The organism is Citrobacter sp. S-77 (assembly GCF_963864895.1).
In the GTDB taxonomy this organism is placed as follows: domain Bacteria; phylum Pseudomonadota; class Gammaproteobacteria; order Enterobacterales; family Enterobacteriaceae; genus Citrobacter; species Citrobacter murliniae.
In genome coordinates, this window is record NZ_CAWLWU010000002.1 from 2,173,073 (window position 1) to 2,199,000 (window position 25,928).

The 25,928-nt window shown below is 49.1% G+C and carries 29 protein-coding genes; 16 read left to right on the forward strand and 13 right to left on the reverse strand.

Annotated features, from left to right (window positions below; translation table 11 throughout):
- Positions 1-164: 164 nt before the first annotated feature.
- Complete coding sequence (locus AACS05_RS11005; protein ID WP_045442697.1) at positions 165-479, reverse strand: PTS sugar transporter subunit IIB; 315 nt, start codon at positions 477-479, stop codon at positions 165-167.
- A 127-nt stretch (positions 480-606) separates the two neighbouring features.
- Entirely contained in the window at positions 607-885 is a 279-nt protein-coding gene (locus AACS05_RS11010; RefSeq protein WP_045442700.1) for a hypothetical protein, read from the reverse strand.
- A 236-nt stretch (positions 886-1,121) separates the two neighbouring features.
- Here AACS05_RS11010 and AACS05_RS11015 point away from each other — a divergent pair, with 236 nt between their 5' ends.
- Both AACS05_RS11015 and AACS05_RS11020 read left to right on the forward strand, forming a co-directional pair.
- The gene (locus tag AACS05_RS11015; protein WP_045442702.1) at positions 1,122-1,754 is read left to right on the forward strand and encodes a CatB-related O-acetyltransferase; all 633 of its coding nucleotides are present in this window, start codon (positions 1,122-1,124) and stop codon (positions 1,752-1,754) included.
- 152 nt (positions 1,755-1,906) lie between these two features.
- Positions 1,907-2,833, forward strand: a complete 927-nt coding sequence (locus tag AACS05_RS11020; RefSeq protein ID WP_045442704.1) for a diguanylate cyclase — start codon at positions 1,907-1,909, stop codon at positions 2,831-2,833.
- Positions 2,834-3,105: 272 nt separating this feature from the next.
- Here the strand turns inward: AACS05_RS11020 and mgtS are convergent, their stop codons facing one another.
- Positions 3,106-3,201, reverse strand: a complete 96-nt coding sequence (gene mgtS, locus AACS05_RS11025; protein WP_000901362.1) for a protein MgtS — start codon at positions 3,199-3,201, stop codon at positions 3,106-3,108.
- Positions 3,202-3,753: 552 nt separating this feature from the next.
- On the opposite strand from mgtS, the gene urtA reads away from it, so the two are divergent.
- Genes urtA through urtE form a run of 5 tightly spaced genes read left to right on the forward strand, consistent with a single transcriptional unit; the run spans position 3,754 to position 9,223 of the window.
- A complete protein-coding gene (gene urtA / locus AACS05_RS11030) occupies positions 3,754-5,025 on the forward strand; it encodes an urea ABC transporter substrate-binding protein (RefSeq protein ID WP_045442711.1) in 1,272 nt (423 codons plus the stop codon).
- Between the two features lie 45 nt (positions 5,026-5,070).
- On the forward strand, positions 5,071-6,645 hold the full coding sequence (gene urtB / locus AACS05_RS11035; protein ID WP_045442713.1) for an urea ABC transporter permease subunit UrtB: 1,575 nt from the start codon (positions 5,071-5,073) through the stop codon (positions 6,643-6,645).
- Positions 6,645-7,718, forward strand: coding sequence for an urea ABC transporter permease subunit UrtC (gene urtC, locus AACS05_RS11040; RefSeq protein ID WP_045442716.1), 1,074 nt, complete (start codon positions 6,645-6,647; stop codon positions 7,716-7,718). Before urtB ends, urtC begins: the two co-directional genes overlap by 1 nt.
- Positions 7,718-8,515, forward strand: coding sequence for an urea ABC transporter ATP-binding protein UrtD (gene urtD / locus AACS05_RS11045; RefSeq protein WP_045442718.1), 798 nt, complete (start codon positions 7,718-7,720; stop codon positions 8,513-8,515). The genes urtC and urtD overlap by 1 nt, the downstream gene beginning before the upstream one ends.
- A 9-nt stretch (positions 8,516-8,524) precedes the next feature.
- Entirely contained in the window at positions 8,525-9,223 is a 699-nt protein-coding gene (gene urtE, locus AACS05_RS11050) for an urea ABC transporter ATP-binding subunit UrtE (protein ID WP_045442720.1), read from the forward strand.
- Positions 9,224-9,265: 42 nt separating this feature from the next.
- Here the strand turns inward: urtE and ydeE are convergent, their stop codons facing one another.
- Positions 9,266-10,453, reverse strand: coding sequence for an efflux MFS transporter YdeE (ydeE, locus tag AACS05_RS11055; RefSeq protein ID WP_045442723.1), 1,188 nt, complete (start codon positions 10,451-10,453; stop codon positions 9,266-9,268).
- Between the two features lie 198 nt (positions 10,454-10,651).
- Here ydeE and eamA point away from each other — a divergent pair, with 198 nt between their 5' ends.
- Positions 10,652-11,551: an O-acetylserine/cysteine exporter gene (gene eamA / locus AACS05_RS11060; RefSeq protein WP_045442725.1), complete on the forward strand. Its 900-nt coding sequence runs from the start codon at positions 10,652-10,654 to the stop codon at positions 11,549-11,551.
- 31 nt (positions 11,552-11,582) lie between these two features.
- Here the strand turns inward: eamA and marB are convergent, their stop codons facing one another.
- The 3 genes from marB to marR are packed head-to-tail and all read right to left on the reverse strand — an operon-like array spanning position 11,583 to position 12,669.
- On the reverse strand, positions 11,583-11,801 hold the full coding sequence (marB, locus tag AACS05_RS11065; RefSeq protein ID WP_045442728.1) for a multiple antibiotic resistance protein MarB: 219 nt from the start codon (positions 11,799-11,801) through the stop codon (positions 11,583-11,585).
- 31 nt (positions 11,802-11,832) lie between these two features.
- Positions 11,833-12,216: an MDR efflux pump AcrAB transcriptional activator MarA gene (gene marA / locus AACS05_RS11070; protein WP_138140554.1), complete on the reverse strand. Its 384-nt coding sequence runs from the start codon at positions 12,214-12,216 to the stop codon at positions 11,833-11,835.
- Positions 12,217-12,234: 18 nt separating this feature from the next.
- Positions 12,235-12,669: a multiple antibiotic resistance transcriptional regulator MarR gene (gene marR / locus AACS05_RS11075; RefSeq protein WP_045442733.1), complete on the reverse strand. Its 435-nt coding sequence runs from the start codon at positions 12,667-12,669 to the stop codon at positions 12,235-12,237.
- Between the two features lie 257 nt (positions 12,670-12,926).
- Here marR and AACS05_RS11080 point away from each other — a divergent pair, with 257 nt between their 5' ends.
- Positions 12,927-13,592: a MarC family NAAT transporter gene (locus tag AACS05_RS11080; RefSeq protein WP_045442735.1), complete on the forward strand. Its 666-nt coding sequence runs from the start codon at positions 12,927-12,929 to the stop codon at positions 13,590-13,592.
- A gap of 37 nt (positions 13,593-13,629) precedes the next feature.
- On the opposite strand, the gene AACS05_RS11085 is transcribed toward AACS05_RS11080, so the two are convergent.
- Together AACS05_RS11085 and ptrR are read right to left on the reverse strand one after the other, a co-directional pair.
- Positions 13,630-14,823 (reverse strand): sugar transporter, encoded by a 1,194-nt coding sequence (locus tag AACS05_RS11085; protein ID WP_045442742.1) that lies wholly within the window; start codon positions 14,821-14,823, stop codon positions 13,630-13,632.
- Positions 14,824-15,115: 292 nt separating this feature from the next.
- Positions 15,116-15,991, reverse strand: coding sequence for a putrescine utilization regulator PtrR (gene ptrR, locus AACS05_RS11090; protein ID WP_045442743.1), 876 nt, complete (start codon positions 15,989-15,991; stop codon positions 15,116-15,118).
- A gap of 105 nt (positions 15,992-16,096) precedes the next feature.
- Here ptrR and sad point away from each other — a divergent pair, with 105 nt between their 5' ends.
- The 7 genes from sad to AACS05_RS11125 all read left to right on the forward strand — a co-directional run bounded on the left by sad (position 16,097) and on the right by AACS05_RS11125 (position 23,808).
- Entirely contained in the window at positions 16,097-17,485 is a 1,389-nt protein-coding gene (gene sad, locus AACS05_RS11095) for a succinate-semialdehyde dehydrogenase (protein WP_045442744.1), read from the forward strand.
- 102 nt (positions 17,486-17,587) lie between these two features.
- Positions 17,588-19,165 carry a methyl-accepting chemotaxis protein gene (locus AACS05_RS11100; protein ID WP_045449605.1) on the forward strand — a complete coding sequence of 526 codons (1,578 nt, stop codon included), beginning with the start codon at positions 17,588-17,590 and terminating at the stop codon, positions 19,163-19,165.
- Positions 19,166-19,227: 62 nt separating this feature from the next.
- Positions 19,228-20,154: a glutaminase B gene (glsB, locus tag AACS05_RS11105; RefSeq protein WP_045442746.1), complete on the forward strand. Its 927-nt coding sequence runs from the start codon at positions 19,228-19,230 to the stop codon at positions 20,152-20,154.
- A complete protein-coding gene (locus AACS05_RS11110) occupies positions 20,154-20,513 on the forward strand; it encodes a DUF4186 domain-containing protein (RefSeq protein ID WP_045442747.1) in 360 nt (119 codons plus the stop codon). Before glsB ends, AACS05_RS11110 begins: the two co-directional genes overlap by 1 nt.
- Positions 20,514-20,593: 80 nt before the next feature.
- On the forward strand, positions 20,594-21,121 hold the full coding sequence (locus tag AACS05_RS11115) for a GNAT family N-acetyltransferase (protein WP_045442748.1): 528 nt from the start codon (positions 20,594-20,596) through the stop codon (positions 21,119-21,121).
- Positions 21,122-21,227: 106 nt separating this feature from the next.
- Positions 21,228-22,679: a tagaturonate reductase gene (locus tag AACS05_RS11120; protein WP_045442751.1), complete on the forward strand. Its 1,452-nt coding sequence runs from the start codon at positions 21,228-21,230 to the stop codon at positions 22,677-22,679.
- Between the two features lie 214 nt (positions 22,680-22,893).
- The gene (locus AACS05_RS11125; protein ID WP_045442753.1) at positions 22,894-23,808 is read left to right on the forward strand and encodes a bestrophin family protein; all 915 of its coding nucleotides are present in this window, start codon (positions 22,894-22,896) and stop codon (positions 23,806-23,808) included.
- Between the two features lie 8 nt (positions 23,809-23,816).
- Here the strand turns inward: AACS05_RS11125 and AACS05_RS11130 are convergent, their stop codons facing one another.
- The 4 genes from AACS05_RS11130 to AACS05_RS24975 all read right to left on the reverse strand — a co-directional run bounded on the left by AACS05_RS11130 (position 23,817) and on the right by AACS05_RS24975 (position 25,745).
- Positions 23,817-24,194 carry a GFA family protein gene (locus AACS05_RS11130; protein ID WP_045442757.1) on the reverse strand — a complete coding sequence of 126 codons (378 nt, stop codon included), beginning with the start codon at positions 24,192-24,194 and terminating at the stop codon, positions 23,817-23,819.
- Positions 24,195-24,356: 162 nt separating this feature from the next.
- Entirely contained in the window at positions 24,357-25,115 is a 759-nt protein-coding gene (gene tam, locus AACS05_RS11135) for a trans-aconitate 2-methyltransferase (RefSeq protein WP_045442762.1), read from the reverse strand.
- A gap of 144 nt (positions 25,116-25,259) precedes the next feature.
- On the reverse strand, positions 25,260-25,532 hold the full coding sequence (locus AACS05_RS11140) for a hypothetical protein (RefSeq protein WP_045442764.1): 273 nt from the start codon (positions 25,530-25,532) through the stop codon (positions 25,260-25,262).
- Between the two features lie 36 nt (positions 25,533-25,568).
- Positions 25,569-25,745: a YnfU family zinc-binding protein gene (locus AACS05_RS24975; RefSeq protein ID WP_223306989.1), complete on the reverse strand. Its 177-nt coding sequence runs from the start codon at positions 25,743-25,745 to the stop codon at positions 25,569-25,571.
- Positions 25,746-25,928: the final 183 nt, after the last annotated feature.

Here is a 25,928-nt window from a genome sequence, read left to right on the forward strand (position 1 = left end):
GGGGAATTCTTCCCGGTTTTTATTTACAGGAATCTCCCTCGAACCTCGTCCAGTATGTTCTGGGCGAGGTGAGTGTTTCCGGCGTAGTGGCGTACATAAAGGTAATGTGCCGCGCTTAAGTTGATAAATTACCTATACATGATGTGTATGGTCGACCGCACAATTTAATCGATCATCTCTGGCATATGAGCGAGTACAAAGCTTAATACTTTCTCTCCGTCCAGCGAGGCATACGGAAGACTTTCTATAACAGCAATGGGGCGTAAGTCACCGACAACGGCTTTGAGCTCAGAGAGTTTGTACTGGATGTGGGGAGCAACCAGAAAACAGTCGAATGCAGGTGCCACACTGGCAAAATTATCCAGCCCAACTGCGCTGATTATCATCTGGTGGTTTTGTGCGTTCGCTATTTTCTGCATTTTTTTTGCCAGAGAATTGGCTGTATTTCCGAATAAGCAACATATTAGTAACTTTTTCATGATTATGTCCTTCAGGGAACCGATCACACACTAATCCCGGTAATCACCGGAAAATGCGTTCTCGATCATGTTTGCATGACAATAATCACAGGCGAAGGATAAAGCTGCGTTTTTTCAGCGGCCTTGTCTATTTGAAATATTTATCTAACGGATCGTGATGAGATTGCTTTCGGTAGAAGAAAAACCATACCACAAAGCCGATTATTGCACCCAGCCCTGAAAGTTTGAGCAAAAGTAGTTTTCGTAACTCAAAGTAATCAGTGACAGTAAGTTCGCCTCTCCACAGATCAATGGCTACACCCGCTACAACAAAATCAGCAAACAACGCCATGACTACAACTGCGATAGCGTACGCACAAACCAGGTAACATAGTGAACAAATCCTTACTTTTGTGTCGACACGCATACATGTCTCCGTTGTTAGTTTATGCAAAAAACGATATCACGAATCCATAGCGATTGTTGATGTTACGGATAAACCTGGAGTAGAACCCCCAACTTTATTCTGTGCCAGATAACCACCAGCTTCAGGTTCGTCAGCCGCCAGATGACTCATCTGCTTTCTCTCATGACAATCAGATATAATGAGGCCATTCATAATTGCGTTGTTTTTTAAAAACGCTATATAAAAGGATGACGGAAATGTCAGGAAAGCATTGGTCAAGAATGGAATATCTTCATCAGACAGTGACTAACCCAAATATTTGTATCAAAGGGACTCATAGCTATTACAGTGACTGTTGGGATAAAGGATTTGAACATTCAGTTGTGCGATATTTGCTCGGTGATGAGGTTAGTAGAGACTGGGAACCTCTTGGCCATCTGGATAAGCTGATTATCGGTAATTTTGTCTGTATTGGCGCGGAGAGCGTTATTCTTATGGGGGGGAACAGTACACATCGGCTTGACTGGATAAGTCTTTATCCCTTTATGGAATCTATTAAGGATGCCTACCAGTTTCGTGGTGATACCGTACTACAGGATGGTTGTTGGTTAGGTATGCGAGCAATGATAATGCCTGGCGTCACCATTGGAGAAGGCGCCGTAGTGGCCGCTGGTTCGGTTGTTACCAAAGATGTACCTCCATACGCAATCGTTGGGGGCAATCCTGCAAAAATCATAAAATATCGATTTCCTGAAAATGATATTAAGCGATTACGGGATCTTGATTTATATCAAATTCCAGAAGAAAGGTTGCTAGAGTTACAACCACTATTATCATCTGGAGATATTTCAGAACTGGAATTGAGAGTCTCCAGCCTCAGAAAAGCATAGCCGTGAGGGTGATACAGTCTGCGTAATAACAGCCCGTATCACTACTAATTTTAACGGTGGTATATTAACTACTATTAATAAGTTTACATAAGTTTTCTTTTTTATCGTTAAACTGTTTCTGTTGAAGTGCTCACACAGGGAAGGGAGTCGAGATGATAAAAAGAACACCGGAAATAGATACAATTTTGCTGGAACTCAATCATTCAATTGATGCTCACTACAAATGGTTGGTGAAAATGTTCCGCTGCGTCGTATCGTCTGACGTCACGCAGTTGGACATTACAGGATCTCACGCGCATTGTGCCTGCAAATTTGGTCAATGGTTAAATAATTCTGCGCCGCAAAATAATGGAGATTGTAGTTATATTGCCGGGATTACATCCGCGCATGAAAAAATGCACTCGTTAGGTAAAGAGTTACTATTGGCGATAGTCGCAGAGCGTAGTCATTCATGGCATTTTGATAGCTTTCAGGACGCGCTATTGTCGTTTACGTCTGCGGTAATGGACTATAAAATATATTTACTCAATATTCGTAGCAATATCGATGTGTTAACCGGGTTGCCCGGCAGAAGGATGCTTGATGAGACTTTTGACCGCCAGTTGCTCGATGCTGAGCCACTTAATTTGTACATCGTATTGCTGGATATCGACCGTTTTAAATATGTTAATGATACTTATGGTCATCTGGTTGGCGACATGGTGTTGCGTAGTCTGGCTGCAAATCTACAAGTATGGACACGTCATGATGAAACCGCGTATCGCTATGGTGGTGAAGAGTTCATTATCCTTATCAGGACGAAGACTGATGAGCAAGCGTACCAGGCGGGATTACGTATTTGCCATTTAATTGGCGGTAAAAAAATCTCATATCCTGACGGCGAACTGAGCATCACTGTGACTGCAGGTATCTCCCGTGTGCACCAGGGGGAAACGCTGGATATCGCTCTCGGGCGGGCGGACAGTGCGATGTATGAAGGGAAGCAGACTGGCAGGAATCGCTGTATGTTTATGGATCAACATCAGCAAATCAGGTTGGTTGAGACTAACGATCGATTGATGCCACGGGTCAGAGAGTGAGTTTTGTCTGGGGAGTTTCGTTTCGTTTAACTTTCATTGGGGTTGTCAATGATAGCATAGACGACTATCCGTTATCTCAGCAGGGAATCGCCTGATAGCGTATAAAGCAAAACACAAATCTATCCATGCAAGCATTTACCGCTGGTCTGTCCGGCGGTTTTTTTTTACCTGTTACGCTGGAAAATTCTTACTGGACTGTGGCGGGTAAAAAAATGGCCCCTTGTGCAGTTACGCTACAAGGGGCCGGTTCGGTGCAGGACTATCGTCGTTCATCAATCATCCCATTTGTGACTAAAATAGGCGGCCAGAAAACCGGAAAATAAAATAATTCCCAGAACTGCCATGAAAATATTCATATTACCTAACATATTAAATTACTCCTTTGCTTTTTGAGTTTCCTCTCTTACCTTAATTTCACCTCGTTTATAACCATACCCTCCATACTTCAAGTTACCTGGGGCTTCGCTCAGTTGTCGCTTGCCAGCAACTCAAATTATTTTGGATATAGAGTAGCAATTCAAACTTAAACAAAGGCTGAACTATGTGATTATTTCGACGGAAAGGTAAGTTTTTAACGCTATTTCGTCGAGGAAAATAAATAATAGTGACGAAAATAATGATGGAATAATGCAGGAACTCAAAAAGCGACTGTCATTATCCCCGTTTGTGATGCTGCAACCGATACAAAGTGTTGCACGTTTCTAATGCAACGCTGTTTCATGGTGGTTCAACTTACCTGGCATTTGAGCCCAGGTGTTGCAGTTGAATTCCTGTATTTGTTTCTAATTCATTGATTTTAAATGGGCTTAAAATATCTGGCATCGTTTTTGCCTTATTACTTCTGAACACCCTTAATTTGCACCGTTTTGTCAGCCCGGCTGCACCGGAGCTTTCGCAAATCATCTTTCAGGAGTGAAATTATGCAGCGTCGTACATTACTAAAAGCTTTTGCTCTTTCGGCCTCTGCTGTGGCAATGGGGCTAAGTTTTAGCGTCCAGGCCGCAGACACTATTAAAGTCGGCATCATGCATTCATTGTCAGGGACGATGGCAATTTCTGAAACACCGCTTAAAGATGTGGCTCTAATGACCATCGATGAAATCAATGCCAGTGGTGGTGTGTTGGGCAAGAAGCTGGAACCGGTGGTGGTTGACCCGGCCTCAAACTGGCCGTTGTTTGCCGAAAAGGCCCGTCAGTTGTTGAGTCAGGATAAGGTGGCGGCGGTCTTTGGCTGCTGGACATCGGTGTCGCGTAAATCGGTTCTGCCGGTGTTCGAAGAGCTAAACGGTTTGCTGTTCTATCCAGTGCAGTACGAAGGTGAGGAGATGTCACCTAATGTCTTTTATACAGGAGCAGCACCTAACCAGCAGGCGATTCCGGCGGTTGAGTACCTGATGAGCGAAGACGGCGGCAGCGCCAGACGTTTCTTCCTGCTTGGTACGGATTATGTCTATCCCCGTACAACTAATAAAATTTTGCGCGCCTTTTTACATTCGAAGGGCGTCGCCGATAAAGACATTGAAGAAGTGTATACCCCATTTGGACACAGCGATTATCAGACAATTGTTGCCAGTATTAAAAAATTCTCCGCTGGCGGCAAAACAGCGGTGGTATCGACCATTAATGGTGACTCCAACGTTCCGTTTTATAAAGAACTGGCTAACCAGGGGCTGAAAGCAACGGATGTTCCGGTGGTGGCATTCTCAGTTGGCGAAGAGGAATTACGTGGCATTGATACCAAACCACTGGTGGGAAATCTGGCGGCCTGGAACTACTTCGAGTCCGTTGATAATGCAACTAATCAGAAGTTTGTTGCTGATTATCGGGCCTATGCCAAAGCGCATAAGCTGCCGAATGCGAATTCTGTAGTGACAAACGATCCGATGGAGGCGACCTACGTCGGCCTGCATATGTGGGCGCAGGCGGTGGAAAAAGCCGGCACCACCGATGTGGATAAAGTACGTGCTGCGATGGCAGGGCAATCTTTCGCTGCACCTTCAGGTTTTACCCTGACGATGGATTCAACCAACCATCACCTGCATAAACCGGTCATGATTGGTGAAATTGAAAGTAACGGCCAGTTCAACGTGGTATGGCAGACCGATGCCCCAGTCCGCGCTCAGCCGTGGAGTCCGTATATCAGCGGCAATGACAAAAAGTCAGAACAGCCCGTCAAAACTGCCAGCAACTGATCTTTTGCCCTCCTGCGGGAGGGCGCAATTTTGGAGAACGCTATCATGAAAGCCATGCGCTTAATTCGTGGCGTGTTGCTGCTGACGTGGCTTTTGCCGTGGATAGCACAGGCAACAGATGCCGATATCTTTACCGCAGCCAGCCGTACTCAACAGGCCGCCTTACTGGAACAATGGTCGCTCAACCCTGAGGCGCAACGTTTACCTGTGCTGTATGCATTGGGGAGCGAAAGTCTGCTGACCGACAGCGCAAAGAATGCGTTTACAATGAATGGCACCCTGGTGCAACCGCTTGGTGCAGTGACCAGCCCATCCGGGGAGTTAACAAAAATCCGCCTGACTAACCGACTACGTAATCTGGTCGCCGGGACGCTGGCGATACATCAACTTCTAAGTGACAGTGTCACTGAAAGAGTTGCCGCTGCAAGGACATTGCAACGGGAAGCACTTCCTGCCATGTTGCCGTTTCTGCAACAAAGGCTGGCGCAGGAGACTGATGCAGGCGTGAAGTCACAGCTCTCCATTGCACTGGCAAATCTGCAACTCAACAGCACGTTGCCGCAGGTCAGACGCCAGGCGATCAAACTGTTGGCTGAGTCAAATGATCCTGAAACTCAGGCGCGGTTACAACCCTTTACCCAGATTGAATATGAACCTGATGCCAGCGTACGCGCGGCAGCAAGCGAGAGCCTGAATTCCATCGGCCATCGCATGATGATTAGCGATCTTCTTGGGCAGGCGTTTATGGGGTTATCACTGGGGTCAATTTTGCTGCTGGCAGCTCTGGGATTGGCAATTACTTACGGGTTACTCGGCGTCATCAATATGGCACATGGTGAAATGCTGATGCTTGGGGCCTACTGTACCTGGATGGTGCAACAACTGATGATCCACTTTACTCCACAGTGGTTGTCCTTTTACCCGATTGTCGCACTGCCGGTTGCTTTTCTTCTTACCGCAGGGATAGGGATGATTCTCGAACGCGGCGTTATTCGTCATCTATACGGACGCCCTCTTGAAACGCTGTTGGCGACCTGGGGGATCAGTTTGATGCTTATCCAGTTGGTGCGCATGACCTTTGGGGCACAGAACCTGGAGGTTGCTAACCCGGTATGGCTATCGGGTGGCATCCAGGTCTATGCCAACCTGATTTTGCCGTGGAACCGGCTCGTGGTACTTGGTTTTGCCATTCTGGTTCTGTTCTTTACCTGGCTGTTGCTGAATAAAACACGTCTGGGAATGTACGTGCGTGCGGTAACGCAAAATCGCAGTATGGCGGCCTGTTGCGGTGTGCCTACCGGGCGTGTGGATATGCTGGCTTTTGGCCTGGGATCCGGAATTGCCGGACTGGGTGGTGTGGCGTTGTCGCAGCTAGGCAACGTCGGACCTGAACTGGGACAGGGTTACATTATCGATTCGTTTCTGGTGGTAGTGCTCGGCGGCGTTGGGCAACTTGCAGGCAGTGTGGCTGCCGCGTTTGGCCTTGGGATCTTCAATAAAATACTTGAACCGCAGGTTGGCGCTGTACTCGGCAAAATTATGATCCTGGTGCTAATCATTCTGTTTATTCAGAAACGCCCCCAGGGATTGTTCGCGCTGAAAGGGAGGGTTATTGACTGATGACGATGCCAATGACATTAACGTTGGCGCGTAAAGCGCCGCGTACAATGCGGATACTGGGGCTGAGTTTGTTGCTCGCGCTGATTATATTGCCGTTTCTTGCGCTCCTGCCTGCAGAGCATCCGCTGGCAATATCCGTTTGGACGCTGACCCTGGTTGGAAAAATCCTCTGTTATGCCATTGTTGCGGTTGCGCTGGATCTGGTATGGGGATACGCCGGAATGCTTTCTCTCGGACATGGCATTTTCTTCGCGCTGGGGGGTTATGCAATGGGGATGTATCTGATGCGTCAGGCGTCTGGCGAAGAATTGCCCGCATTTATGTCTTTCCTGTCATGGAGCGAACTGCCCTGGTTCTGGTGGGGAACGCAACATTTTATCTGGGCAATGCTGTTGGTCGTTCTGGTTCCCGGTCTGCTGGCGCTGGTATTTGGCTATTTTGCTTTCCGGTCAAAAATCAAAGGTGTCTATTTTTCCATCATGACCCAGGCGCTGACTTTTGCCGGGATGCTGTTGTTTTTTCGCAATGAAACCGGGTTTGGCGGCAACAATGGTTTTACCGGATTCACGACGATTCTGGGGTTTCCCATTACCGCAACCTCAACTCGTGTCGCCTTATTTTTAGCGACCGTAATGCTGTTGGTTCTGGCGCTGTGGCTGGGACTGGCGCTTGCCCGCAGTAAGTTTGGCCGTATTTTGACTGCTGTACGTGACGCTGAAAACCGTCTGACGTTTTGCGGTTATGACCCGAAAGGATTCAAGGTGTTGGTGTGGACACTTTCTGCGGTGCTATGTGGGCTGGCAGGGGCACTGTATGTCCCACAGGTAGGCATTATTAATCCCAGTGAAATGTCGCCAACCAACTCAATCGAAGCGGCCATTTGGGTTGCGCTGGGTGGGCGTGGCACGCTAATTGGTCCGGTATTTGGCGCACTGCTGGTCAACGGTGCTAAAAGCTGGTTTACCGTCATTATGCCGGAGTACTGGCAGCTGTTTCTCGGCCTGATATTTATTGGCGTAACGCTGTTTTTACCTCGTGGGGTGATCGGCTTGTTTCGTAAGGGAGATAAATAATGCTGCCAGATGAAGGACTTTTTACCCGTCAGATGCCCGGCGACCGCTTTCGTAATCAAACTGACCCGGTACTGCAACTGGAAAAAATCAACGTTAACTTTGATGGTTTCCAGGCGCTAACAGATTTAACACTCAACATTGGTGTAGGGGAGTTACGTTGCATTATTGGCCCTAACGGTGCAGGAAAAACGACATTGATGGATGTCATTACCGGCAAAACAAGGCCGCAGAGTGGACGTGCGATTTATGACCAATCGACAGATTTAACCGCGCTTGATTCGGTCGCTATTGCCCGTCAGGGGATTGGGCGTAAATTTCAGAAGCCTACGGTATTTGAAGCTCTGACAGTGGAAGAGAATCTTGAGCTGGCAATGAAAAATGATAAATCCGTGTGGGGTTCCTTACGGGCTTGTCTTTCGGGGGAACAGCGGGATCGTATTCATGACATGTTGGGGCTACTGCGGCTGGATAACGATCGTCGTCGTCGCGCCGGACTGCTTTCTCATGGACAAAAACAGTTTCTGGAGATCGGCATGCTGCTGGTGCAGGAGCCGCATTTGTTGTTGCTGGATGAGCCAGCAGCAGGGATGACCGATGCAGAAACGGAATACACCGCAGAGCTGTTTCGGACACTTGCCGGTAAACACTCTCTAATGGTCGTTGAGCATGATATGGGTTTCGTTGAAACCATCGCTGACCATGTCACTGTTTTGCATCAGGGGCGTGTTCTGGCCGAGGGGAGTCTGCGTGAAGTGCAGGCCAATGAGCAGGTTATTGAAGTCTATCTCGGGCGATAGGAGGTTCTGATGCTACAGGTGAACGAACTGAATCAATATTATGGCGGTAGTCATATTCTACGCGGCGTGAGCTTTGAAGCGCATATCGGCGAGGTAACATGTCTGCTGGGGCGTAATGGTGTTGGAAAAACGACGCTGCTGAAGTGCCTGATGGGGCTCATTCCGACCCGCACCGGAAGTGTAATCTGGCAGGAGAAGAATATCACGCAGCGAAAGCCGCACCAGCGCGTTCAGGCTGGCGTGGCATATGTACCGCAAGGGAGGGAAATATTTCCTCGTCTGACGGTGGAAGAGAACCTGCTGCTCGGATTGTCCCGGTTTCCTGCGCATCAGGCAAAGTCTGTTCCGGATGAAATCTATGCGCTCTTTCCGGTCCTGAAAGAGATGAAACACCGCCGGGGCGGCGATCTGTCTGGCGGGCAACAGCAACAGTTAGCGATTGGTCGGGCACTGGCGAGTCGTCCACAGCTATTGATACTCGATGAGCCGACCGAGGGGATCCAGCCTTCAGTCATTAAAGAAATTGGCCAGGTTATCTCTCAACTGGCACATCGTGGTGATATGGCGATTTTGCTGGTGGAACAATTTTATGACTTTGCCGAACAACTTGCCGACCGATATTTGTTGATGTCGCGCGGAAGTATTATTCAAAGTGGATTGGGAGAAAATATGCAAGCAGAGGGGGTGCGTGGGCTGGTGGCTATCTGAGTAGTGAGGCTACAGAGCCGCCCGGGCTCTGTAGCTGCATGATCAGCAGACCGCTGGCTGACCCCAGGGCTTGGCGCGCATCCCTTTTAGCATCAGTGCCCAGGCAAGGACGATGGCGATAATAAGCACCACAAACAGTGACCAGGATGGCAACGTCGTCAAAATAACGCCACTGACTAACGGGTTTACCGCTGCGCCAAGCCAGCCCAGTGACTGGGCGGAGAAATAACTCGCTTTCATACCCGCCGGTGCAATGTTGTCGATGAGCATGTATTCACCGGGAGCGTAAATAATCTCGCCAATTGTGAAGAATGCTGCGGATATCCCCCAAAGTAGCAAGCTGTTGCCTGAGAAAATAAATCCGACCAGCCCCAAAACGAAGAAGAGTGTCCCTCCGGCCATCAGTGGTCGAATATTGGCAGCAGTGAGTCGGCGCCCGACGGCATATTGCAATGTCACTACCATCGCTGCGTTGACGGGTAGGACGACAGCGACCACTTTTTCGGCAAAATTACCGTCTGCGACAACCATAACGTACTGAGAAATACAGGACGCAAATGCGCCGCCGACAAATGAGGCCAGAAAAGCAGACAGCGTAAACCAACATAATGCTCTATCACGCAGCAAAACCGACGGAGACCATACTGATGCATTCACACCTTCTGATGTCGTTTCTGAACGCTTCACCCAGGTCTGGATAAACACCAGCGGAAAGGCCGAGCAAAGCGCCGCCAGCCAGAAGGGCAAATTAATACTTTGCATCACCAGCAACGTACCGAGCGGTGGACCCACCGTCCAGCCAATGTTAAGTACGGTGTAGTTGAGCGAAAAAATTTTGGTCTTATTGGTGGCAGAGAGATTATCGGCAAACCAGGCTTTCAGCACCGTGGCGAAGACTGAGTAAGCGCAGTTGATCAGCGCAAAAAGCAGAACTACCACCACCACGTTATGCACCAGAGGAATCGCAATAAAGCCGGATGCAAAGCCGGTAATTGCCAGCAGCATATAACGTTTTTTATCGAACTTATCTGCCAGAATACCGAACCCCAGGCTGAAAATGACACCTATTGTCAGTGCGACCGTCATGGCGTAGCCAATCAGATCGACGCTCAGTCCGTATTGACGGTTGAGGTAGATAGTCATAAACGGCAGTGTGGCGCCGCGTCCAATGGTTAGTAATAAAGATGAGGCGAGTAAAGCGAGGGTGGACCTTCTCAAGGTGGTATTCATTTTCCTGCCCGACAGTGCATGTTGTTATGTTTTTTTTAGATATCGGAAAGAAATAGCATGTCAAAAGTGTGATGTACACTCAATAAGTTGTCTGAAAATGCGCTGTATGGCCTACCTGAATTAATGATCTGTTACGGTACAAAGATTTCCGTTACTTTAACTTGTTTACAAAAATTTAATAATTCCAGGGGCGGTAGAATGTCGCGTAAAGACGGGTTGTTGGCGTTACTGGTCGTCGTCGTGTGGGGACTGAATTTTGTCGTCATCAAGGTTGGTCTGCACAATATGCCGCCGTTGATGTTGGCTGGGCTGCGTTTCTTGCTGGTGGCGTTTCCGGCTATTTTCTTTGTGGCGCGCCCCAAAATCCCACTTTCATTGCTGTTCGGTTATGGCCTGACCATCAGCTTTGGGCAGTTTGCGTTTCTCTTTAGCGCTATTAAATTTGGCATGCCCGCGGGACTGGCGTCGCTGGTATTACAGGCTCAGGCTTTTTTTACTATTGTGCTCGGGGCATTCGCCTTTGGTGAGCGTTTACAGGGTAAACAACTGGTTGGGATCGCGCTGGCAGTATTTGGTGTTCTGGTTTTAATAGAAGCCAGCCTGAATGGACAACATGTGGCAATGCTTGGTTTTATGCTGACGCTGGCGGCGGCGCTGAGTTGGGCCTGCGGTAATATTTTCAATAAGAAGATCATGCAGCATACTTCGCGTCCGGCCGTGATGTCGCTGGTAGTGTGGAGTGCGTTGATTCCCGTTATCCCGTTCTTTCTGGCATCGTTGTTCCTTGATGGGGCTGATCAAATCGTCCACAGCCTCGTCACGATTGATATGACGACAATTCTCTCGCTGGTCTATCTGGCCTTTGTGGCGACTATTGTGGGTTATGGGATTTGGGGATCGCTACTGGGACGTTATGAGACCTGGCGTGTCGCACCGCTGTCGTTGCTGGTTCCGGTGGTTGGTCTGGCGAGCGCGGCTGTGCTGCTTGATGAAACGCTAAGCGGGTTGCAGCTTATTGGCGCGTTGTTGATTATGGCGGGGCTGTATATCAACGTGTTCGGCTTTCGTTTGCGCAAGATTGTGCAGATGAGGGGCTAAAAAAAGCCCCGCGGTGGCGGGGCAAAACGAATTATAGGCTGCGCATATTGTAGTAAGGCACGCCCAATTCGTCGGACTTATCGCTTCCGGCCCCCATATGGTTGAAATCGAATGGGGACTGTTCCTGCGCAGGGGGCATAATCATCGCGTCACGATTATTTTGTAGCGTAGGCTGCGCAGTTTGTTCCGCCATGCTCTGGCCCGAAACAACAAGCAGCAGGGCCAGCATTGCAGATGACAGAAGTTTCATGATTTCCTCGGTTACGTCGTTTTACTGGCGATTAGCAATTACATTGATTAAGTGGATGCAAATACCGGGATTCGCCGTGCATATTGGTCATTCGGTATTTATGCGGCGGGACATCAAAATAGTTTTTAAATGTCCGGGTCAGCGTTTGTTGGGACTCAAAGCCGTAACGCTCAGCCAGGTAAAGGATCGGTTCGTTACTTTCTTTTAATTTTTGCGCTATTTCAGTCATTTTACGGCTGCGAATGTATTGACCTAATGAATGGCCAGTCTCTTTTTTAAACATCCGTTGCAGGTGCCATTTGGAGTAACCCGAACGCTCAGACACTTTTTCCAGCGAGAGCGGCGATTCAAGGTTATTTTCGATCCAGTCCAAAATGCTATGAATAGTGATTGTGTCAGTATTGCGTCTGGACATCGTCATACCTCTTTCTGTTTACGGCAGGATTTTCTTAAGCAAATGCTCAAGCGTTGTTACTTCGTCCGCCGTTAAGTTTTTTGTTAGTTCCTGGTGCAGGTCTTGCCCTACTAATTGATGACACTGCTCGCAAATTGCCGCGCCATGCTCGGTGAGTTTCACCAGCACGCCTCGCTTGTCATGTGGATTTGGAAGCCTTTCGATCCAGCCCTTACAGGCCAGCCTGTCGAGCATCCGCGTTAAGGCGCCAAGGTCGACAGACAGCACTTTTTTCAATTCGACAGGGGTAATGCACACCGCGCATCGGATGGAGCAGAGCACCTTAAACTGCGATGCAGTGATATCCAGCGGTGACAGATAGTCGTTTAACAAACGATCTTTTTTCTGATTAACCATGTAGATCAAACGACCCAGTGGGATGATTTCGTTGAACAGATCACTGGTGTTTTTCACAATGGTTGCCCTGGCAAGTAGTTAGTCACGGCTGATATTATTGCTTAGGCAAATATAAGTCAAATGAATGGATCAGCGAATGCCACGTTTTGCTAAAGTCGTGGGTGTCGCTTGCGGTGTGCTTATTTTTAACATTCTGATAATTATGGCTTATGCGTAAAGACGCAAAATGAATCCTTACATCGCTTAAATGGCTTATCCCTGGTGTTTCACCTTATACTTGCCGTTGACGAATAACGCACAGGAAAGATGATCTTATGATGGACTTGTTTAAAGCAATAGGACTGGGGCTGGTGGTCCTGTTACCGTTGGCAAACCCGTTAACCACCGTGGCGTTGTTCCTTGGCCTTGCCGGCAACATGAACAGCGCGGAGCGTAATCGTCAGTCTTTAATGGCGTCTGTCTACGTGTTTGCCATCATGATGGTGGCGTACTATGCCGGGCAGGTGGTAATGAATACCTTCGGGATTTCGATTCCCGGATTACGTATTGCGGGTGGGTTAATCGTTGCGTTTATCGGCTTCAGAATGCTGTTTCCGCAGCAGAAGGCGCATGACTCCCCGGAAGCGAGAAGTAAGTCAGAAGAGCTGGAGGATGAACCAACTGCCAACATTGCATTTGTCCCGCTGGCGATGCCAAGCACTGCCGGGCCGGGTACAATTGCAATGATCATCAGTTCGGCCTCTGCCGTGCGTCACGGTTCTGAATTTCCTGACTGGGTGATCATGATTGCACCGCCGATTATATTCGCGGTTGTCGGGATTATTCTCTGGGGGTGTTTGCGCAGTTCTGGCGGCATCATGCGCCTCGTTGGGAAAGGTGGTATTGAGGCCATTTCCCGTCTGATGGGCTTTTTGCTGGTGTGTATGGGTGTGCAGTTTATTATTAACGGTGTGTTGGAAATTATTCAAACCTACCATTAAACAACAGGCCCGATATTCCTGTCGGGCCTGGTTTTCACTACTGCTGAGGCTGTTCTTCCAGCGTAACTGGCCATTTGCGAAATATAATCACCGCCCATATCAGTGCAATAACGGCAGGCAGGGCACCTACGTAGCCAATCGTAGACATTGACCAGTGCAGGCTCACCTGATTTCCCACCAGCGCTCCTGCGCCAATACCAATATTAAAAATACCGGAGAACAGCGCCATGGCAACATCGGTGGCATCCGGTGCCAGCGCCAGCACTTTCACCTGCATCCCCAGACCTATCACCATAATGGCAATACCCCAGAAAATACTCAGTATGGCAAGGTGCATTTCGCTGTCGGCTGCAGGAAGCAACAGTACCAGGCACACCGTCAACAATGCGATGGCACTACCTATCAGCGCGGAGGAGTATTGATTCCCCAGTTTGCCAAAGATAATGCTGCCGATAATGCCAGCCCCGCCCAGAATCAGCAGTAGCACGGTAGCGAAGTTTGCGCTTAGTCCGGCGACGGTCTGAACGAAAGGCTCTATATAGCTGTAAGCGGTGTAGTGCGCGGTGACTACAATAACCGTCAACAGATAGAGGCTCATCAGTGCCGGACGACGGAACAACAGTGGAAGACTTTTTAAAGAACCGGAATGTTCGCTGGGCAGTTTTGGTAGCAGTTTAACCAGACAGACCAGGGTAACAAGTGCGCCCATACCGATAGCGAAGAAGGTGGTGCGCCAGCCAAAATACTGACCGACGATACGCCCGATCGGCAGACCTAACACCATCGCCAGTGCGGTCCCGGTGGCAATCAGGCTCAAAGCCTGCGCACGTTTACCGGCAGGTGCCAGCCGGATGGCCAGCGATGCGGTAATTGACCAGAAAATGGCGTGCGCAAAAGCAATACCAATACGGCTAATAACCAGCACAGTAAAATTCCACGCCAGAAAAGAGAGCACATGACTGGCGATGAACAGAATGAAAAGGCAAATAAGAAGTTTGCGCCGTTCGACCTGGCTGGTGAGCAGCATAAAAGGCAGCGACATCAGTGCGACAACCCAGGCATAGATTGTCAACATGATCCCGACCTGAGCGGTCTGCATACCAAAACTTTGCGCGATGTCTGACAGCAAACCAACGGGGACGAACTCAGTGGTATTAAAAATAAAAGCGGCAATTGCAAGCGTAACTACCCGTAGCCACGCGACCTTGCGGGAAACAGTGTTTGTTGTCATATAAATTAGTCGGGTTAGTTGCGAAAAGGTGAGGCCATGATCTTAAAACGTTTACTGGCTAAAATACAAACATTTCGTGATTCAGATCTCGTTTTTTGCCCGTATGTTACAGGCTGGTCACGTTGTAATACGAACCGAAGAAGAGATGAGGTCTAATCATAAAGCCATAATAAGTGACGTTGTCACTTATTCGGTGTTGCACATATGACCAGTCTGACGACAGTTATGGCGGATTCACACGTTAAGAGGAGTGAGAATCGCTTCCTTGCCATCGCCATCTGACTGACGTCGGTTAATCTGAGTTTTGTGAGAGTTGAGGGGTCAGTACTTCAATGAACGCCTCCAGTTGCCGCGTCATGCCCCCACGACGCCAGACCAGCCAGGTATTCAGCCAACGCCAGTTTTCACTAAGCGGCCAGGCGTTAACCTGATGATGCCCCGGCATGCTTTCGAGCATTGAACGCGGTATTAGCGCAATTCCGGCTCCGGCGATGACGCAGGCGAGCATGCCATGATACGACTCCATTTCATGGATTGTGCCAGGCATTGCGCGATCGGCATGAAACCAGCTTTCAAAATGGCGGCGGTATGAGCAATTAGCGCGAAAGGCGTAAATACTGCAACCATTGACGTCGCTGGCCCGATGGATCGGGGCGTGTCCGTGGGGGGTGACAATCATCATCTCCTCACGGTATACCGGCATTCCTTCTAACCCTGGGTGAGTAATCGGACCGTCAACAAATGCGGCATTCAGCGTACCTTCCAGTACACCGTCCAGCATGGTGCCTGAGGGGCCTGTTGCCAGCGCAAACTGGATTTTGGGGTAGCGTTGATTATATTCCGCCAGTGTTGCAGGGATGCGGACCGCCGCTGTACTTTCAAGCGATCCGAGAGAGAACAGTCCTTGCGGCTCATCCCCGGCGACAACCATTCTCGCTTCTTGCACCAGTGCCAGGATCCGCTGGCTGTAGCGTAGAAAGTTATGCCCGGAGGGGGAAAGCCTGAGACGCTGGTTTTCACGAATAAACAGATCGACGCCCAGATCGGCTTCAAGCTGGCGAATACGCGTAGTGAGATTGGATGGCACACGGTGTACCTTTGTGGCCGCCTGCGTAATGCTGCCGGTCTCTGCAACAGCATTGAACATTTCCAGTTGCGTCAGATCCATTGTTTTTCTCTATTCGTGAATGGTGTGGTTAATATTATTCATTTTTCATAAAGAGTAAATACGCTCATGATATAACCATATCCTGCGATAAAGAGAGTAAGACCTATGACCATCACAGCAGCAACACATGCTATTTCCGTCGATCCCTCCAATGGCGAAATATTAACGGCGATGCCGTGGGCCAGTGCTGATGAGATTGCACATGCACTAGACCTTGCAGCACGTGGATTCAATGAATGGAAACTTACGACCGTTGCGTATCGGGCGCAGATGCTACGTAATGTCGGACAGGCACTTCGCCTGCGTGCAGAAGAAATGGCTCAGTGCATTTCGCGTGAAATGGGCAAGCCACTCAGACAGGCTCGTGCTGAAGTTGCGAAGTCCGCCGCCTTATGCGACTGGTATGCAGAACATGGTCCGGCGATGCTTAACCCGGAACCAACGCTGGTTGAGAATCAGCAGGCGGTGATTGAGTATCGCCCTTTGGGCACAATTCTGGCGGTAATGCCGTGGAACTTCCCACTCTGGCAGGTCATGCGTGGTGCAGTGCCAGTTTTGCTGGCCGGGAATGGCTATTTGTTAAAGCATGCGCCTAACGTGACCGGATGTGCGGAGATAATCGCGCAGGTGTTTGCTGATGCCGCAATACCTGCTGGCGTCTATAACTGGGTTAATGCAGATAATGCCGGGGTCAGCCAAATGATCAATGACCCACGTATTGCGGCGGTAACGGTGACCGGCAGTGTGCGTGCTGGCGCGGCGATAGGCGCTCAGGCCGGAGCGGCGCTCAAGAAATGCGTGCTGGAGCTTGGCGGTTCCGATCCGTTTATTGTCCTCAATGATGCCGATCTGGATCTGGCTGTTAAGGCCGCTGTAGCAGGGCGTTATCAGAATACCGGACAGGTTTGTGCTGCGGCAAAGCGCTTTATCGTTGAAGACGGGATTGCGGCAGAATTTACTGAACGTTTTGTGGCGGCTGCCAGTGCGTTAAAGATGGGTTCTCCGTTGAATGAAGAGAATGAACTCGGACCGATGGCTCGTTTTGATCTGCGTGATGAACTGCATCAGCAGGTAGAAGCCTCGCTGGCGCAAGGGGCACGATTGCTACTGGGTGGGGAAAAAATTGCCGGCAAGGGTAACTATTATGCTGTGACGGTACTGGGCGATGTGACCCCTGAAATGACGGCTTTCCGTCAGGAGTTGTTTGGTCCGGTCGCGGCGATCACCGTGGCGAAAAATGCTGAGCATGCGTTAGCGCTCGCCAATGACAGTGATTTTGGTTTGTCGGCAACACTTTTCACCGCTGATGAGGCGCTGGCTCAGGAAATGGCCTCACGTCTGGAGTGTGGCGGTGTGTTTATCAATGGCTTTAGTGCGAGTGATGCACGCGTCGCTTTTGGTGGCGTGAAGAAAAGTGGCTTTGGTCGCGAGCTTTCGCATTTTGGTCTGCATGAGTTTTGTAATGTGCAGACCGTCTGGAAAAACCGTATCTGATCTTACTGGTGCCTCTAAGGGGGCACCTGTCTTATTTCTGCCATGTTTCTGTCATTTACTCTGCGTACACTCGCGTTTAACGCTTTGATACAGAAGAGTATTATGAACTTAATGCAAATTTTTCGTCGCCTTGTTTCCCGTCAGTTTGGTCTGTTAACCGGTATTTTCTGCATTATTACGCTGTTCTCTGTTTTGCAGGTGGCGACTTCGTTAATGCTTTCCGATTCTGTCACTGATGCTCAACATAATGAGCAACGTAATCAATTAGCGCTTTTGCAGCAGGCGAAGGTCGATGAGGCGAGGGTTGCGCTATTGTCCGCCAGCGATTTGCTTAACCGTGCCGGGGTCTATTTTATGCAGGACGCCGCTACTGGTTCGGAGGGGAGTTGGCGCCCGCTAATGGAGGAGGCGTATCGCGCACTGACGCAGTCAAAAAATGCCTGGGATTCCTGGATCAGCATGAACCCTCATCAGGATCCTGAACTGATGACGAGTTATCAGCGCTTTTATAGCGGAATTCAGGAACAGGCGGATGGACTGATGCAAACCAATTCTATTGATGCGTTTTTTGCCGTTCCTGCTCAGGCGTTTCAGACGGATTTTAACGAAAACTATGCACGCTTTCAGAAAGATGGCGGACGGCGAGTTGAAGCCGGGCGGCAGCAACTTTTGACCAGTCTCGAAGGGTTGCAGCATCTTTTTTTATTTATCCCTGTCGTGCTGGTAGTCATTGCGATTCAGGTCTGGTGGGGAATGTCCCGCTGGGTTATCACTCCTTTACGGCAGCTAATAGATCATATTGATATTCTGGCGGCGGGCGATCTTTCCCGGCCGACGCCAGTTGTGAGCCAGTTTAATCGTGAGGTTTCACAGCTAAGCTCACGAATTGATGCAATGCAGCAGGGATTGCGTGTGTTGGTGCAGCAAGTTAATGATGCCACAACATCAATGGTGGGGAATATCAGCCAACTTGCGCAAAGTAATAAGCAGTTGTATCAGCAGTCGGCAAAACAAAGTGAGGAACTGAATTCCGTCACTTCGCATATTTCGTTTCTGGAAACTCATGTGGAAGATAACAGTGGTTTTGCCCAACTGGCTAATCAGCGTGCTGTGCAGGCTCGGGATATCGCTGCTGGTGGCGATCGCATGATGGCAACGGTAAACCAGTCAATGCAGGCTATTGTGGCCCGGTCATCAGAAATGCGTGGAATTATAACGCTTATCGACACTATCGCTTTTCAGACGAAAATTCTGGCGTTAAATGCGGCCATTGAAGCGGCGCACGCCGGGGAGCAAGGGCGTGGGTTTGCGGTAGTGGCAAAAGAGGTTGGATTGTTGGCGCAAAAAAGTAGCCAGTCTACTCAGAATATTCAGGCGTTGATTCATCATTCCTTACTGGGGATTGAAGAGGGGTTCAATGCGGTTAACGTGCTGGATGAGAATTTACACCAGGTTATCTCATTAGTGGAAAACCTGGGGGATTTACTGAATGATATTTCAGGTGCGACCCTCAATCAGGGGAGCAGTATTCATCAGTTGACCAACCAGTTGCAGTCGCTTAACCGTGCTGCCATGCAAACCAGTGAACTGGTGAATGCTGCATCGGAATCGTCCCTGCAACTGCATAATGAATCCCATCAGTTAATGCAGGCCGTTGCCAGATTCCGTCTTCCGGTCTGACGCTGAGTATTCAGCTCTGTTATACTCGCAGGCCTTTCAGACCTGCGAGCAAGGAGCATGTTGTGGCCAGGGCCATGGACAATTCAATTTTAGAGACCATTGTGCAGCAGGTTCGCCCGCTGATTGGTCAGGGTAAAGTCGCTGATTACATCCCCGCATTAGCTTCCGTCGATGGTTCAAAACTGGGCATTGCCATTTGTACCGTTGATGGTCAGCACTATCAGGCGGGCGATGCGCAGGAGCGTTTTTCAATTCAGTCAATCTCGAAGGTGCTCAGCCTTGTCGTGGCGATGCGTCATTATCAGGAAGAAGAGATCTGGCAGCGTGTAGGCAAGGATCCCTCAGGACATCCGTTTAATTCTCTGGTTCAGCTTGAAATGGAACAGGGGATACCACGCAATCCCTTCATCAACGCCGGAGCACTGGTGGTCTGCGATATGCTGCAAGGTCGTCTAAGCGCACCGCGCCAGCGCATGCTTGAAGTCGTTCGGGCGCTTAGTGGCGTTTCGGATATTGCCTATGATGCGACGGTCGCCCGCTCGGAGTTTGAGCATTCGGCCCGCAATGCAGCGATTGCCTGGCTCATGAAATCCTTTGGTAATTTTCACCATGATGTCACTACTGTTCTGCAAAATTACTTCCACTACTGCGCGCTTAAGATGAGCTGCGTGGAGCTGGCGCGTACCTTCGTGTTTTTGGCCAATCAGGGTCATGCCTTTCATCTTAATGAGCCGGTGGTCACGCCACTGCAGGCCCGGCAGATTAATGCACTGATGGCGACCAGTGGTATGTATCAGAACGCAGGTGAATTTGCGTGGCGGGTCGGACTTCCGGCGAAATCCGGCGTCGGCGGTGGAATTGTAGCAATTGTGCCACATGAGATGGCGATTGCAGTCTGGAGTCCGGAACTGGATCCCGCGGGAAATTCACTGGCAGGGATCGCAGTACTGGAACAGTTAACCCAACAACTGGGGCGTTCAGTTTACTGATGATTCCGCTTGATCCTCTTTTTTCCCGACTGGCGAAGTCGACATTTCGTTCACGGTTTCGCCTTGGTGAGAAAGAAAGGCAGTACTGCAGAGATAAAGGTGCGCCGGTTATTGAACAACATGCTGCAGACTTTATTGCTAAACGACTGGCACCGGCATATCCCGTTAATGATGGCAAGCAAACACCGATGCGTGGACACCCGGTGTTTATCGCCCAACATGCCACGGCAACTTGCTGTCGCGGGTGTCTGGCAAAATGGCATGATATTCCTCAGGGACAACCGCTGAGCGCAGAGCAGCAACGTTACGTTGTCACGGTAATTTATCACTGGTTAGTGATCCAGATGAACCAGCCATAGATAACATAATCCTATGATACGACTCCTTGTGTTGTGCAGATGTTAAACGCAGTATGAAGGAGTCTATCTAAGGAGCATAAATGGTTACCTGTAAACCCTGTTTTGTGCTGAGCGCGGATCAGATTCTGAAGAGAATCAATGAGCTTGGCGATATCCTTGAGCTGTGCGTGAATGACGGCGCATCCGTGAGTTTTGTTTACCCCTTTAATCGTGATAAATCGCTGCCTTTCTGGGCGAGCGTTGCGCAAAGCGTTACCCGTGGAGAAAGAATCGTTCTTGTTAGCGAAAATTCGCAGGGAACGCTGGTTGGTACAGTTCAACTCATTATCGATCAACCTGAAAACCAACCTCACCGTGCCGATGTCGCCAAATTACTGGTACATCCGTCAGCGCGACGTAGCGGTGTTGCCAGGGAATTGATGAATGCGCTTGAGGACTGCGCACGTCAACAACATAAATCGCTGCTGGTACTCGATACAGCTACGGGCAGTGGCGCTGAGTTGTTCTACCACAATTGCGGTTGGCAAAAAGTAGGGGTCATACCTGACTATGCACAAATGCCTGATGGGGCGCTGACCGGGACCACACTTTTCTATAAAACTCTCTAATTTGTCGCCGGGGATTGATCAAAACAGGGTTTCAATGTATTAAAGTTTGCTAACCTATTGGACCAATTCAATCAGGTTGTATGACTAATCAAAAAGGGAACCCATTGTGCAAACACTAAATCGTCGCGATTTTCCCGGTGCTCACTATCCTGAACGTATTATTCAGTTTGGTGAAGGAAACTTCCTGCGCGCCTTTGTTGACTGGCAAGTTGATCTGCTGAATGAGCATACCGATCTGAATTCCGGTGTGGTCATTGTTCGTCCTATCGAAAGTACATTTCCGCCTTCACTGAGCACACAGGATGGTCTCTATACCACAATCATTCGTGGTCTGAATGAAAAAGGAGAGGCCGTTAGCGAGGCGCGTTTAATTCGCTCAGTTAACCGTGAGATCAGCGTCTATAGCGAATACGATGAGTTCCTGAAGCTGGCGCATAATCCTGATATGCGCTTTGTTTTCTCCAACACAACTGAAGCCGGTATTAGTTACCATGCGGGTGACAAATTCGACGATGCACCGGCGGTGAGCTACCCGGCAAAACTGACCCGTCTGCTTTTCGAGCGCTACACCCATTTCGATGGGGCGCTGGATAAAGGCTGGATCATCATTCCTTGTGAGCTGATTGATTACAATGGCGATGCGCTGCGTGAATTGGTGCTGCGTTACGCTCAGGAATGGGAATTGCCAGAAACGTTTGTGCAATGGCTTGATCAGGCAAACGCATTTTGTTCCACGCTGGTGGACCGTATTGTGACCGGTTATCCGCGTGATGAAGTCGCGAAGCTTGAAGCGGAGCTGGGTTATCACGATGCCTTCCTTGATACTGCAGAACACTTTTACCTGTTTGTTATTCAGGGGCCGAAGACATTAGCGTCTGAACTGCGTCTGGATAAATATCCGCTAAATGTGCTGATTGTGGATGACATCAAGCCGTATAAAGAGCGTAAGGTCGCAATTCTGAACGGTGCGCACACCGCTCTGGTTCCGGTGGCCTTCCAGGCTGGGCTGGATACAGTGGGTGAAGCGATGAATGATGCCGAGGTTTGCGCTTTCGTCGAAAAAGCTATCTATGAAGAGATTATTCCGGTACTGGATTTGCCACGTGATGAATTGGCTTCGTTCGCCAGTGCAGTAACGGGGCGTTTCTGTAATCCGTACATCAAGCATCAGTTGCTGTCTATTGCGCTGAACGGTATGACCAAATTCCGCACCCGTATTCTACCGCAGTTGCTGGCAGGGCAGCAGGCCAGCGGCAAACTGCCGGCGCGCCTGACGTTCGCTCTGGCGGCGTTGATTGCTTTTTATCGTGGGGAGCGTAACGGTGAGTCTTACCCGGTTCAGGATGATGCACATTGGATTGAGCGTTTTCAGCAGCTGTGGGCTCAGCATCATGACCGACAGATCAGCACCGTAGAGCTGGTAAAATCCGTTCTGGCTGTAAAAGATCACTGGGAACAGGACCTGACGCAGGTTCCCGGGCTGGTGGAACAGGTTTCTGCCGATCTGGATACGATTCTGGTGAAAGGCATGCGTGAAGCCGTAAAACCGCTTTGCTAATTTGCTGATCCAATAACCCGGCCCTGGCCGGGTTTTTCGTACTGCCTGATTAGTTACAACATACGGATGTTTCTCTTAAATCATACAGTCTGTGACGCTTGTGCTGACTGTTTCTTGCAGTGGTAGAAGTGCGGAATTAACTGTCGGGATGTGCTTGCAACATTGATCACGATCACGTTTAATGGCGCGGCTTTCACATTTTTCGAAGATAACCATGATCGTTCGACCTCAACAACACTGGCTACGCCTGATTTTTGTCTGGCACGGTTCAGTTTTATCCAAGATTTTTTCACGTCTGCTCCTGAATTTCCTGCTCTCCATCGCCGTTATTATCATGCTGCCGTGGTATACGATGCTGGGTATCAAATTTACGCTGGCGCCATTTAGCATCCTGGGCGTCGCAATTGCTATCTTTTTAGGTTTTCGCAACAACGCCTGCTATTCACGTTACGTTGAAGCCCGGCATTTGTGGGGACAGTTGATGATTGCTTCCCGATCGCTGTTGCGCGAAGTGAAAACTACCTTACCGGACGACGGCGAATTGCGGCAATTCGTTAACTTGCAAATTGCGTTTGCGCACTGTTTGCGTATGACTTTGCGCCGGCAGCCACAGTCGGAACCGCTGGTGAAATACCTCAGTGCGACAGATTTGCAGACCGTGTTTGCTTCGCAGTCCCCGGCAAACCGCATCCTGTTGCTGATGGGGGAATGGTTGGCTGTTCGCAGGCGCAGCGGTCAGCTCTCTGATATATTATTCCATAGTTTAAACAATAGGTTAAATGATATGTCAGCGGTACTGGCGGGGTGCGAACGAATTGCGAATACTCCCGTGCCGTTTGCCTACACGTTGATCCTGCATCGTACTGTTTATCTGTTTTGTATCATGCTGCCATTCGCATTGGTGGTGGATCTGCACTATATGACGCCGTTTATCTCAGTGCTTATTTCCTATACCTTTATCTCTCTCGACACGCTGGCTGAAGAACTCGAAGATCCGTTTGGCACGGAGAATAATGATTTGCCGCTCGATGCTATTTGTAATGCGATAGAAATAGATTTGCTGCAGATGAACGATGAAGCGATTGTTCCAGCTAAGCGCATGCCGGATAAGCATTATCAGCTGACGTAAAAGAGATTTCAGTTAACCTCTTTTTGCCACCATGTCGGTTGCATGTCTGTAAAAGAGTGGAACTCCGGAGCAAGATCCGCATCATTCGGATCGTCAAAACCTCCGACTAATAATGCAATGACGGGGGCGTCATCGATGGCGCCCACTGAACTTCCACACTGCTGACAAAAAGCTCTGCTGGACGTATCCGAAGAACGCCACGTCGTTGGCTTACCGGATTTGCCTGTCCATTCCACATTCCCGGCATTAAACTCAATCCATACTACTGTGGGCGCACCCGTATGCTTGCGGCAAATGTCACAGGAGCAGGTATGTGAATTATTGGGGTTGGTGGCAGTAAAACGAATTGAACCGCACAGACAACCGCCAGTGTAGATTTTTGACATGACAACTCTCGCCAGTTAAACGTTTTCAGACACTAGCAGATGAAAGGCTTTACCACTAGATTCTGATCTTAAAAAGGCGAAGGCGCGCATAATCAATAATGAGATCTGGCCTTCTCTGTATTAGCCTCTGTAATAAAGAGGCTAATATCGAATTCAATGAAGTTAAAAATCGCGTCGGGCAACAATAAACAGGCGTGGAAATGCCAGCAGGATATTACCGTTTTCCTGAAGTGGATACTGTTCCTGTAGAAGTTCATGGTAGCGCGCCAAATAATTACGCTGTTCACTTTCACTCAGCTCCTGCAACCATGGGCGTAGCCCCGTCGAGCTGACCCAATCGATAATCGACTGATGTGACTCCATAATGTGGTAATAGGTTGTGCGCCAGATATCCACGTCGCATCCCGCTTCAGTCAAAATGTCATAATAGGCATGCACACCGGGGAGCGGCGTGCGTCCCCGATCGGGATAACCCTGCTCATAGGCCACTTCACGCATCAGGACATGTGTCGGTTCCTGCCAGTTATCTGGCATTTGCACGGCAAGTACTCCGTTGTAGTTCAACAGGGATACCAGTTGTGGGAACAATTCATAGTGGTCAGGAACCCACTGCAGGGAAGCATTCGCGTAAAGCAGATCAAATGACTGTTCCGGCCGAAACTTGCTGATATTGGCTTCAACAAAGTGGCAGTTTGGCAGCGCTTTACGCGCTTCATTAAGCATGTTAGGTGATGAATCCACCCCGATGATTCTGGCCGATGGCCAGCGCTGATGCAGCAACGTCGTGCTGTTTCCCGGACCGCAGCCCAGATCGACGACTGTACGTGCATTTTCTAACGCCACTCTGCTCAGTAATTCTGCCGCAGGTCTTGTACGTTCGCTGGCGTATTGCAGATAGAGGGAGGGGTTCCAGTCGGCCATGTTTGATTCTCCTGTATGAGATGGAGTCGGTCTGAATCCAGAGCAGGCTGCTGCTCTTTAAGATTACGACATATGGCCGGTCATTACGTGTATTAACCGCAAATTTCTCGTAGAGCATCAATTATTCTTGTGCTAATGGATATATTAATAATATTCAAGCAATTGCCGTCCAGATTCGTCTTCTTCAAGATATTCAAAGGAGAGAAGACGAATTTTGGTATGGTTATAAAACCATTCATTCTCGTTTCGTTGAATAATGTCCCCAGTTTTGAAACATATGCCGGATGCTGCCCGCACGATTGCATATTTCCCATTATTAAACATAACTCTGTGGATACAAAAGGGTTGGCTGGCTTCTCCTAACAGTCGGTTGGCAATGATATCACCTTCAATAAAAACAGCTTTTCTGGTTTTCATAAGCTTTACCTTTAACTTTCAAGATTGGAATGCCTGTTAACCACCAATGCACCAGCATTCTGACGGGCGAAATAGCAGCCCGCAGGCAGGGCACTCCAGAACAGCATCCTTGCGCATTTTCCCGGCTTTTTGATCTGCTATGTGGGCACATACCGGACAGGTTACGTGTACGGGTCTTTCTTTGAATTGTCTGAGTCCATCTGTGTAAGACATAAATTAATGCTCTGTAGAATGTATTATTAATTATACGCCTTTGTTTAATAATATTTGATTTATGTTGTGTATATTTAATCCAGTGCTTGAGTTTCTTCTGGCAATGCAATGCAAGTAAAAAAAGAAGAGAGGATAAATCGCGATGCAGACCGCGTTTGATGTTCTCAGAGATAGTCAGCGCAT

Excerpts from the sequence above, each read along its gene's own strand:
- AACS05_RS11005 (WP_045442697.1), bottom strand. The coding sequence starts at position 479 with ATGAAAAAGTTACTAATATGTTGCTTATTCGGAAATACAGCCAATTCT.
- AACS05_RS11010 (WP_045442700.1), bottom strand. The coding sequence starts at position 885 with ATGCGTGTCGACACAAAAGTAAGGATTTGTTCACTATGTTACCTGGTT.
- AACS05_RS11015 (WP_045442702.1), top strand. The coding sequence starts at position 1,122 with ATGTCAGGAAAGCATTGGTCAAGAATGGAATATCTTCATCAGACAGTG.
- AACS05_RS11020 (WP_045442704.1), top strand. The coding sequence starts at position 1,907 with ATGATAAAAAGAACACCGGAAATAGATACAATTTTGCTGGAACTCAAT.
- mgtS (WP_000901362.1), bottom strand. The coding sequence starts at position 3,201 with ATGTTAGGTAATATGAATATTTTCATGGCAGTTCTGGGAATTATTTTA.
- urtA (WP_045442711.1), top strand. The coding sequence starts at position 3,754 with ATGCAGCGTCGTACATTACTAAAAGCTTTTGCTCTTTCGGCCTCTGCT.
- urtB (WP_045442713.1), top strand. The coding sequence starts at position 5,071 with ATGAAAGCCATGCGCTTAATTCGTGGCGTGTTGCTGCTGACGTGGCTT.
- urtC (WP_045442716.1), top strand. The coding sequence starts at position 6,645 with ATGACGATGCCAATGACATTAACGTTGGCGCGTAAAGCGCCGCGTACA.
- urtD (WP_045442718.1), top strand. The coding sequence starts at position 7,718 with ATGCTGCCAGATGAAGGACTTTTTACCCGTCAGATGCCCGGCGACCGC.
- urtE (WP_045442720.1), top strand. The coding sequence starts at position 8,525 with ATGCTACAGGTGAACGAACTGAATCAATATTATGGCGGTAGTCATATT.
- ydeE (WP_045442723.1), bottom strand. The coding sequence starts at position 10,453 with ATGAATACCACCTTGAGAAGGTCCACCCTCGCTTTACTCGCCTCATCT.
- eamA (WP_045442725.1), top strand. The coding sequence starts at position 10,652 with ATGTCGCGTAAAGACGGGTTGTTGGCGTTACTGGTCGTCGTCGTGTGG.
- marB (WP_045442728.1), bottom strand. The coding sequence starts at position 11,801 with ATGAAACTTCTGTCATCTGCAATGCTGGCCCTGCTGCTTGTTGTTTCG.
- marA (WP_138140554.1), bottom strand. The coding sequence starts at position 12,216 with ATGTCCAGACGCAATACTGACACAATCACTATTCATAGCATTTTGGAC.
- AACS05_RS11080 (WP_045442735.1), top strand. The coding sequence starts at position 12,927 with ATGATGGACTTGTTTAAAGCAATAGGACTGGGGCTGGTGGTCCTGTTA.
- AACS05_RS11085 (WP_045442742.1), bottom strand. The coding sequence starts at position 14,823 with ATGACAACAAACACTGTTTCCCGCAAGGTCGCGTGGCTACGGGTAGTT.
- ptrR (WP_045442743.1), bottom strand. The coding sequence starts at position 15,991 with ATGGATCTGACGCAACTGGAAATGTTCAATGCTGTTGCAGAGACCGGC.
- sad (WP_045442744.1), top strand. The coding sequence starts at position 16,097 with ATGACCATCACAGCAGCAACACATGCTATTTCCGTCGATCCCTCCAAT.
- AACS05_RS11100 (WP_045449605.1), top strand. The coding sequence starts at position 17,588 with ATGAACTTAATGCAAATTTTTCGTCGCCTTGTTTCCCGTCAGTTTGGT.
- AACS05_RS11110 (WP_045442747.1), top strand. The coding sequence starts at position 20,154 with ATGATTCCGCTTGATCCTCTTTTTTCCCGACTGGCGAAGTCGACATTT.
- AACS05_RS11115 (WP_045442748.1), top strand. The coding sequence starts at position 20,594 with ATGGTTACCTGTAAACCCTGTTTTGTGCTGAGCGCGGATCAGATTCTG.
- AACS05_RS11125 (WP_045442753.1), top strand. The coding sequence starts at position 22,894 with ATGATCGTTCGACCTCAACAACACTGGCTACGCCTGATTTTTGTCTGG.
- AACS05_RS11130 (WP_045442757.1), bottom strand. The coding sequence starts at position 24,194 with ATGTCAAAAATCTACACTGGCGGTTGTCTGTGCGGTTCAATTCGTTTT.
- tam (WP_045442762.1), bottom strand. The coding sequence starts at position 25,115 with ATGGCCGACTGGAACCCCTCCCTCTATCTGCAATACGCCAGCGAACGT.
- AACS05_RS11140 (WP_045442764.1), bottom strand. The coding sequence starts at position 25,532 with ATGAAAACCAGAAAAGCTGTTTTTATTGAAGGTGATATCATTGCCAAC.
- AACS05_RS24975 (WP_223306989.1), bottom strand. The coding sequence starts at position 25,745 with ATGTCTTACACAGATGGACTCAGACAATTCAAAGAAAGACCCGTACAC.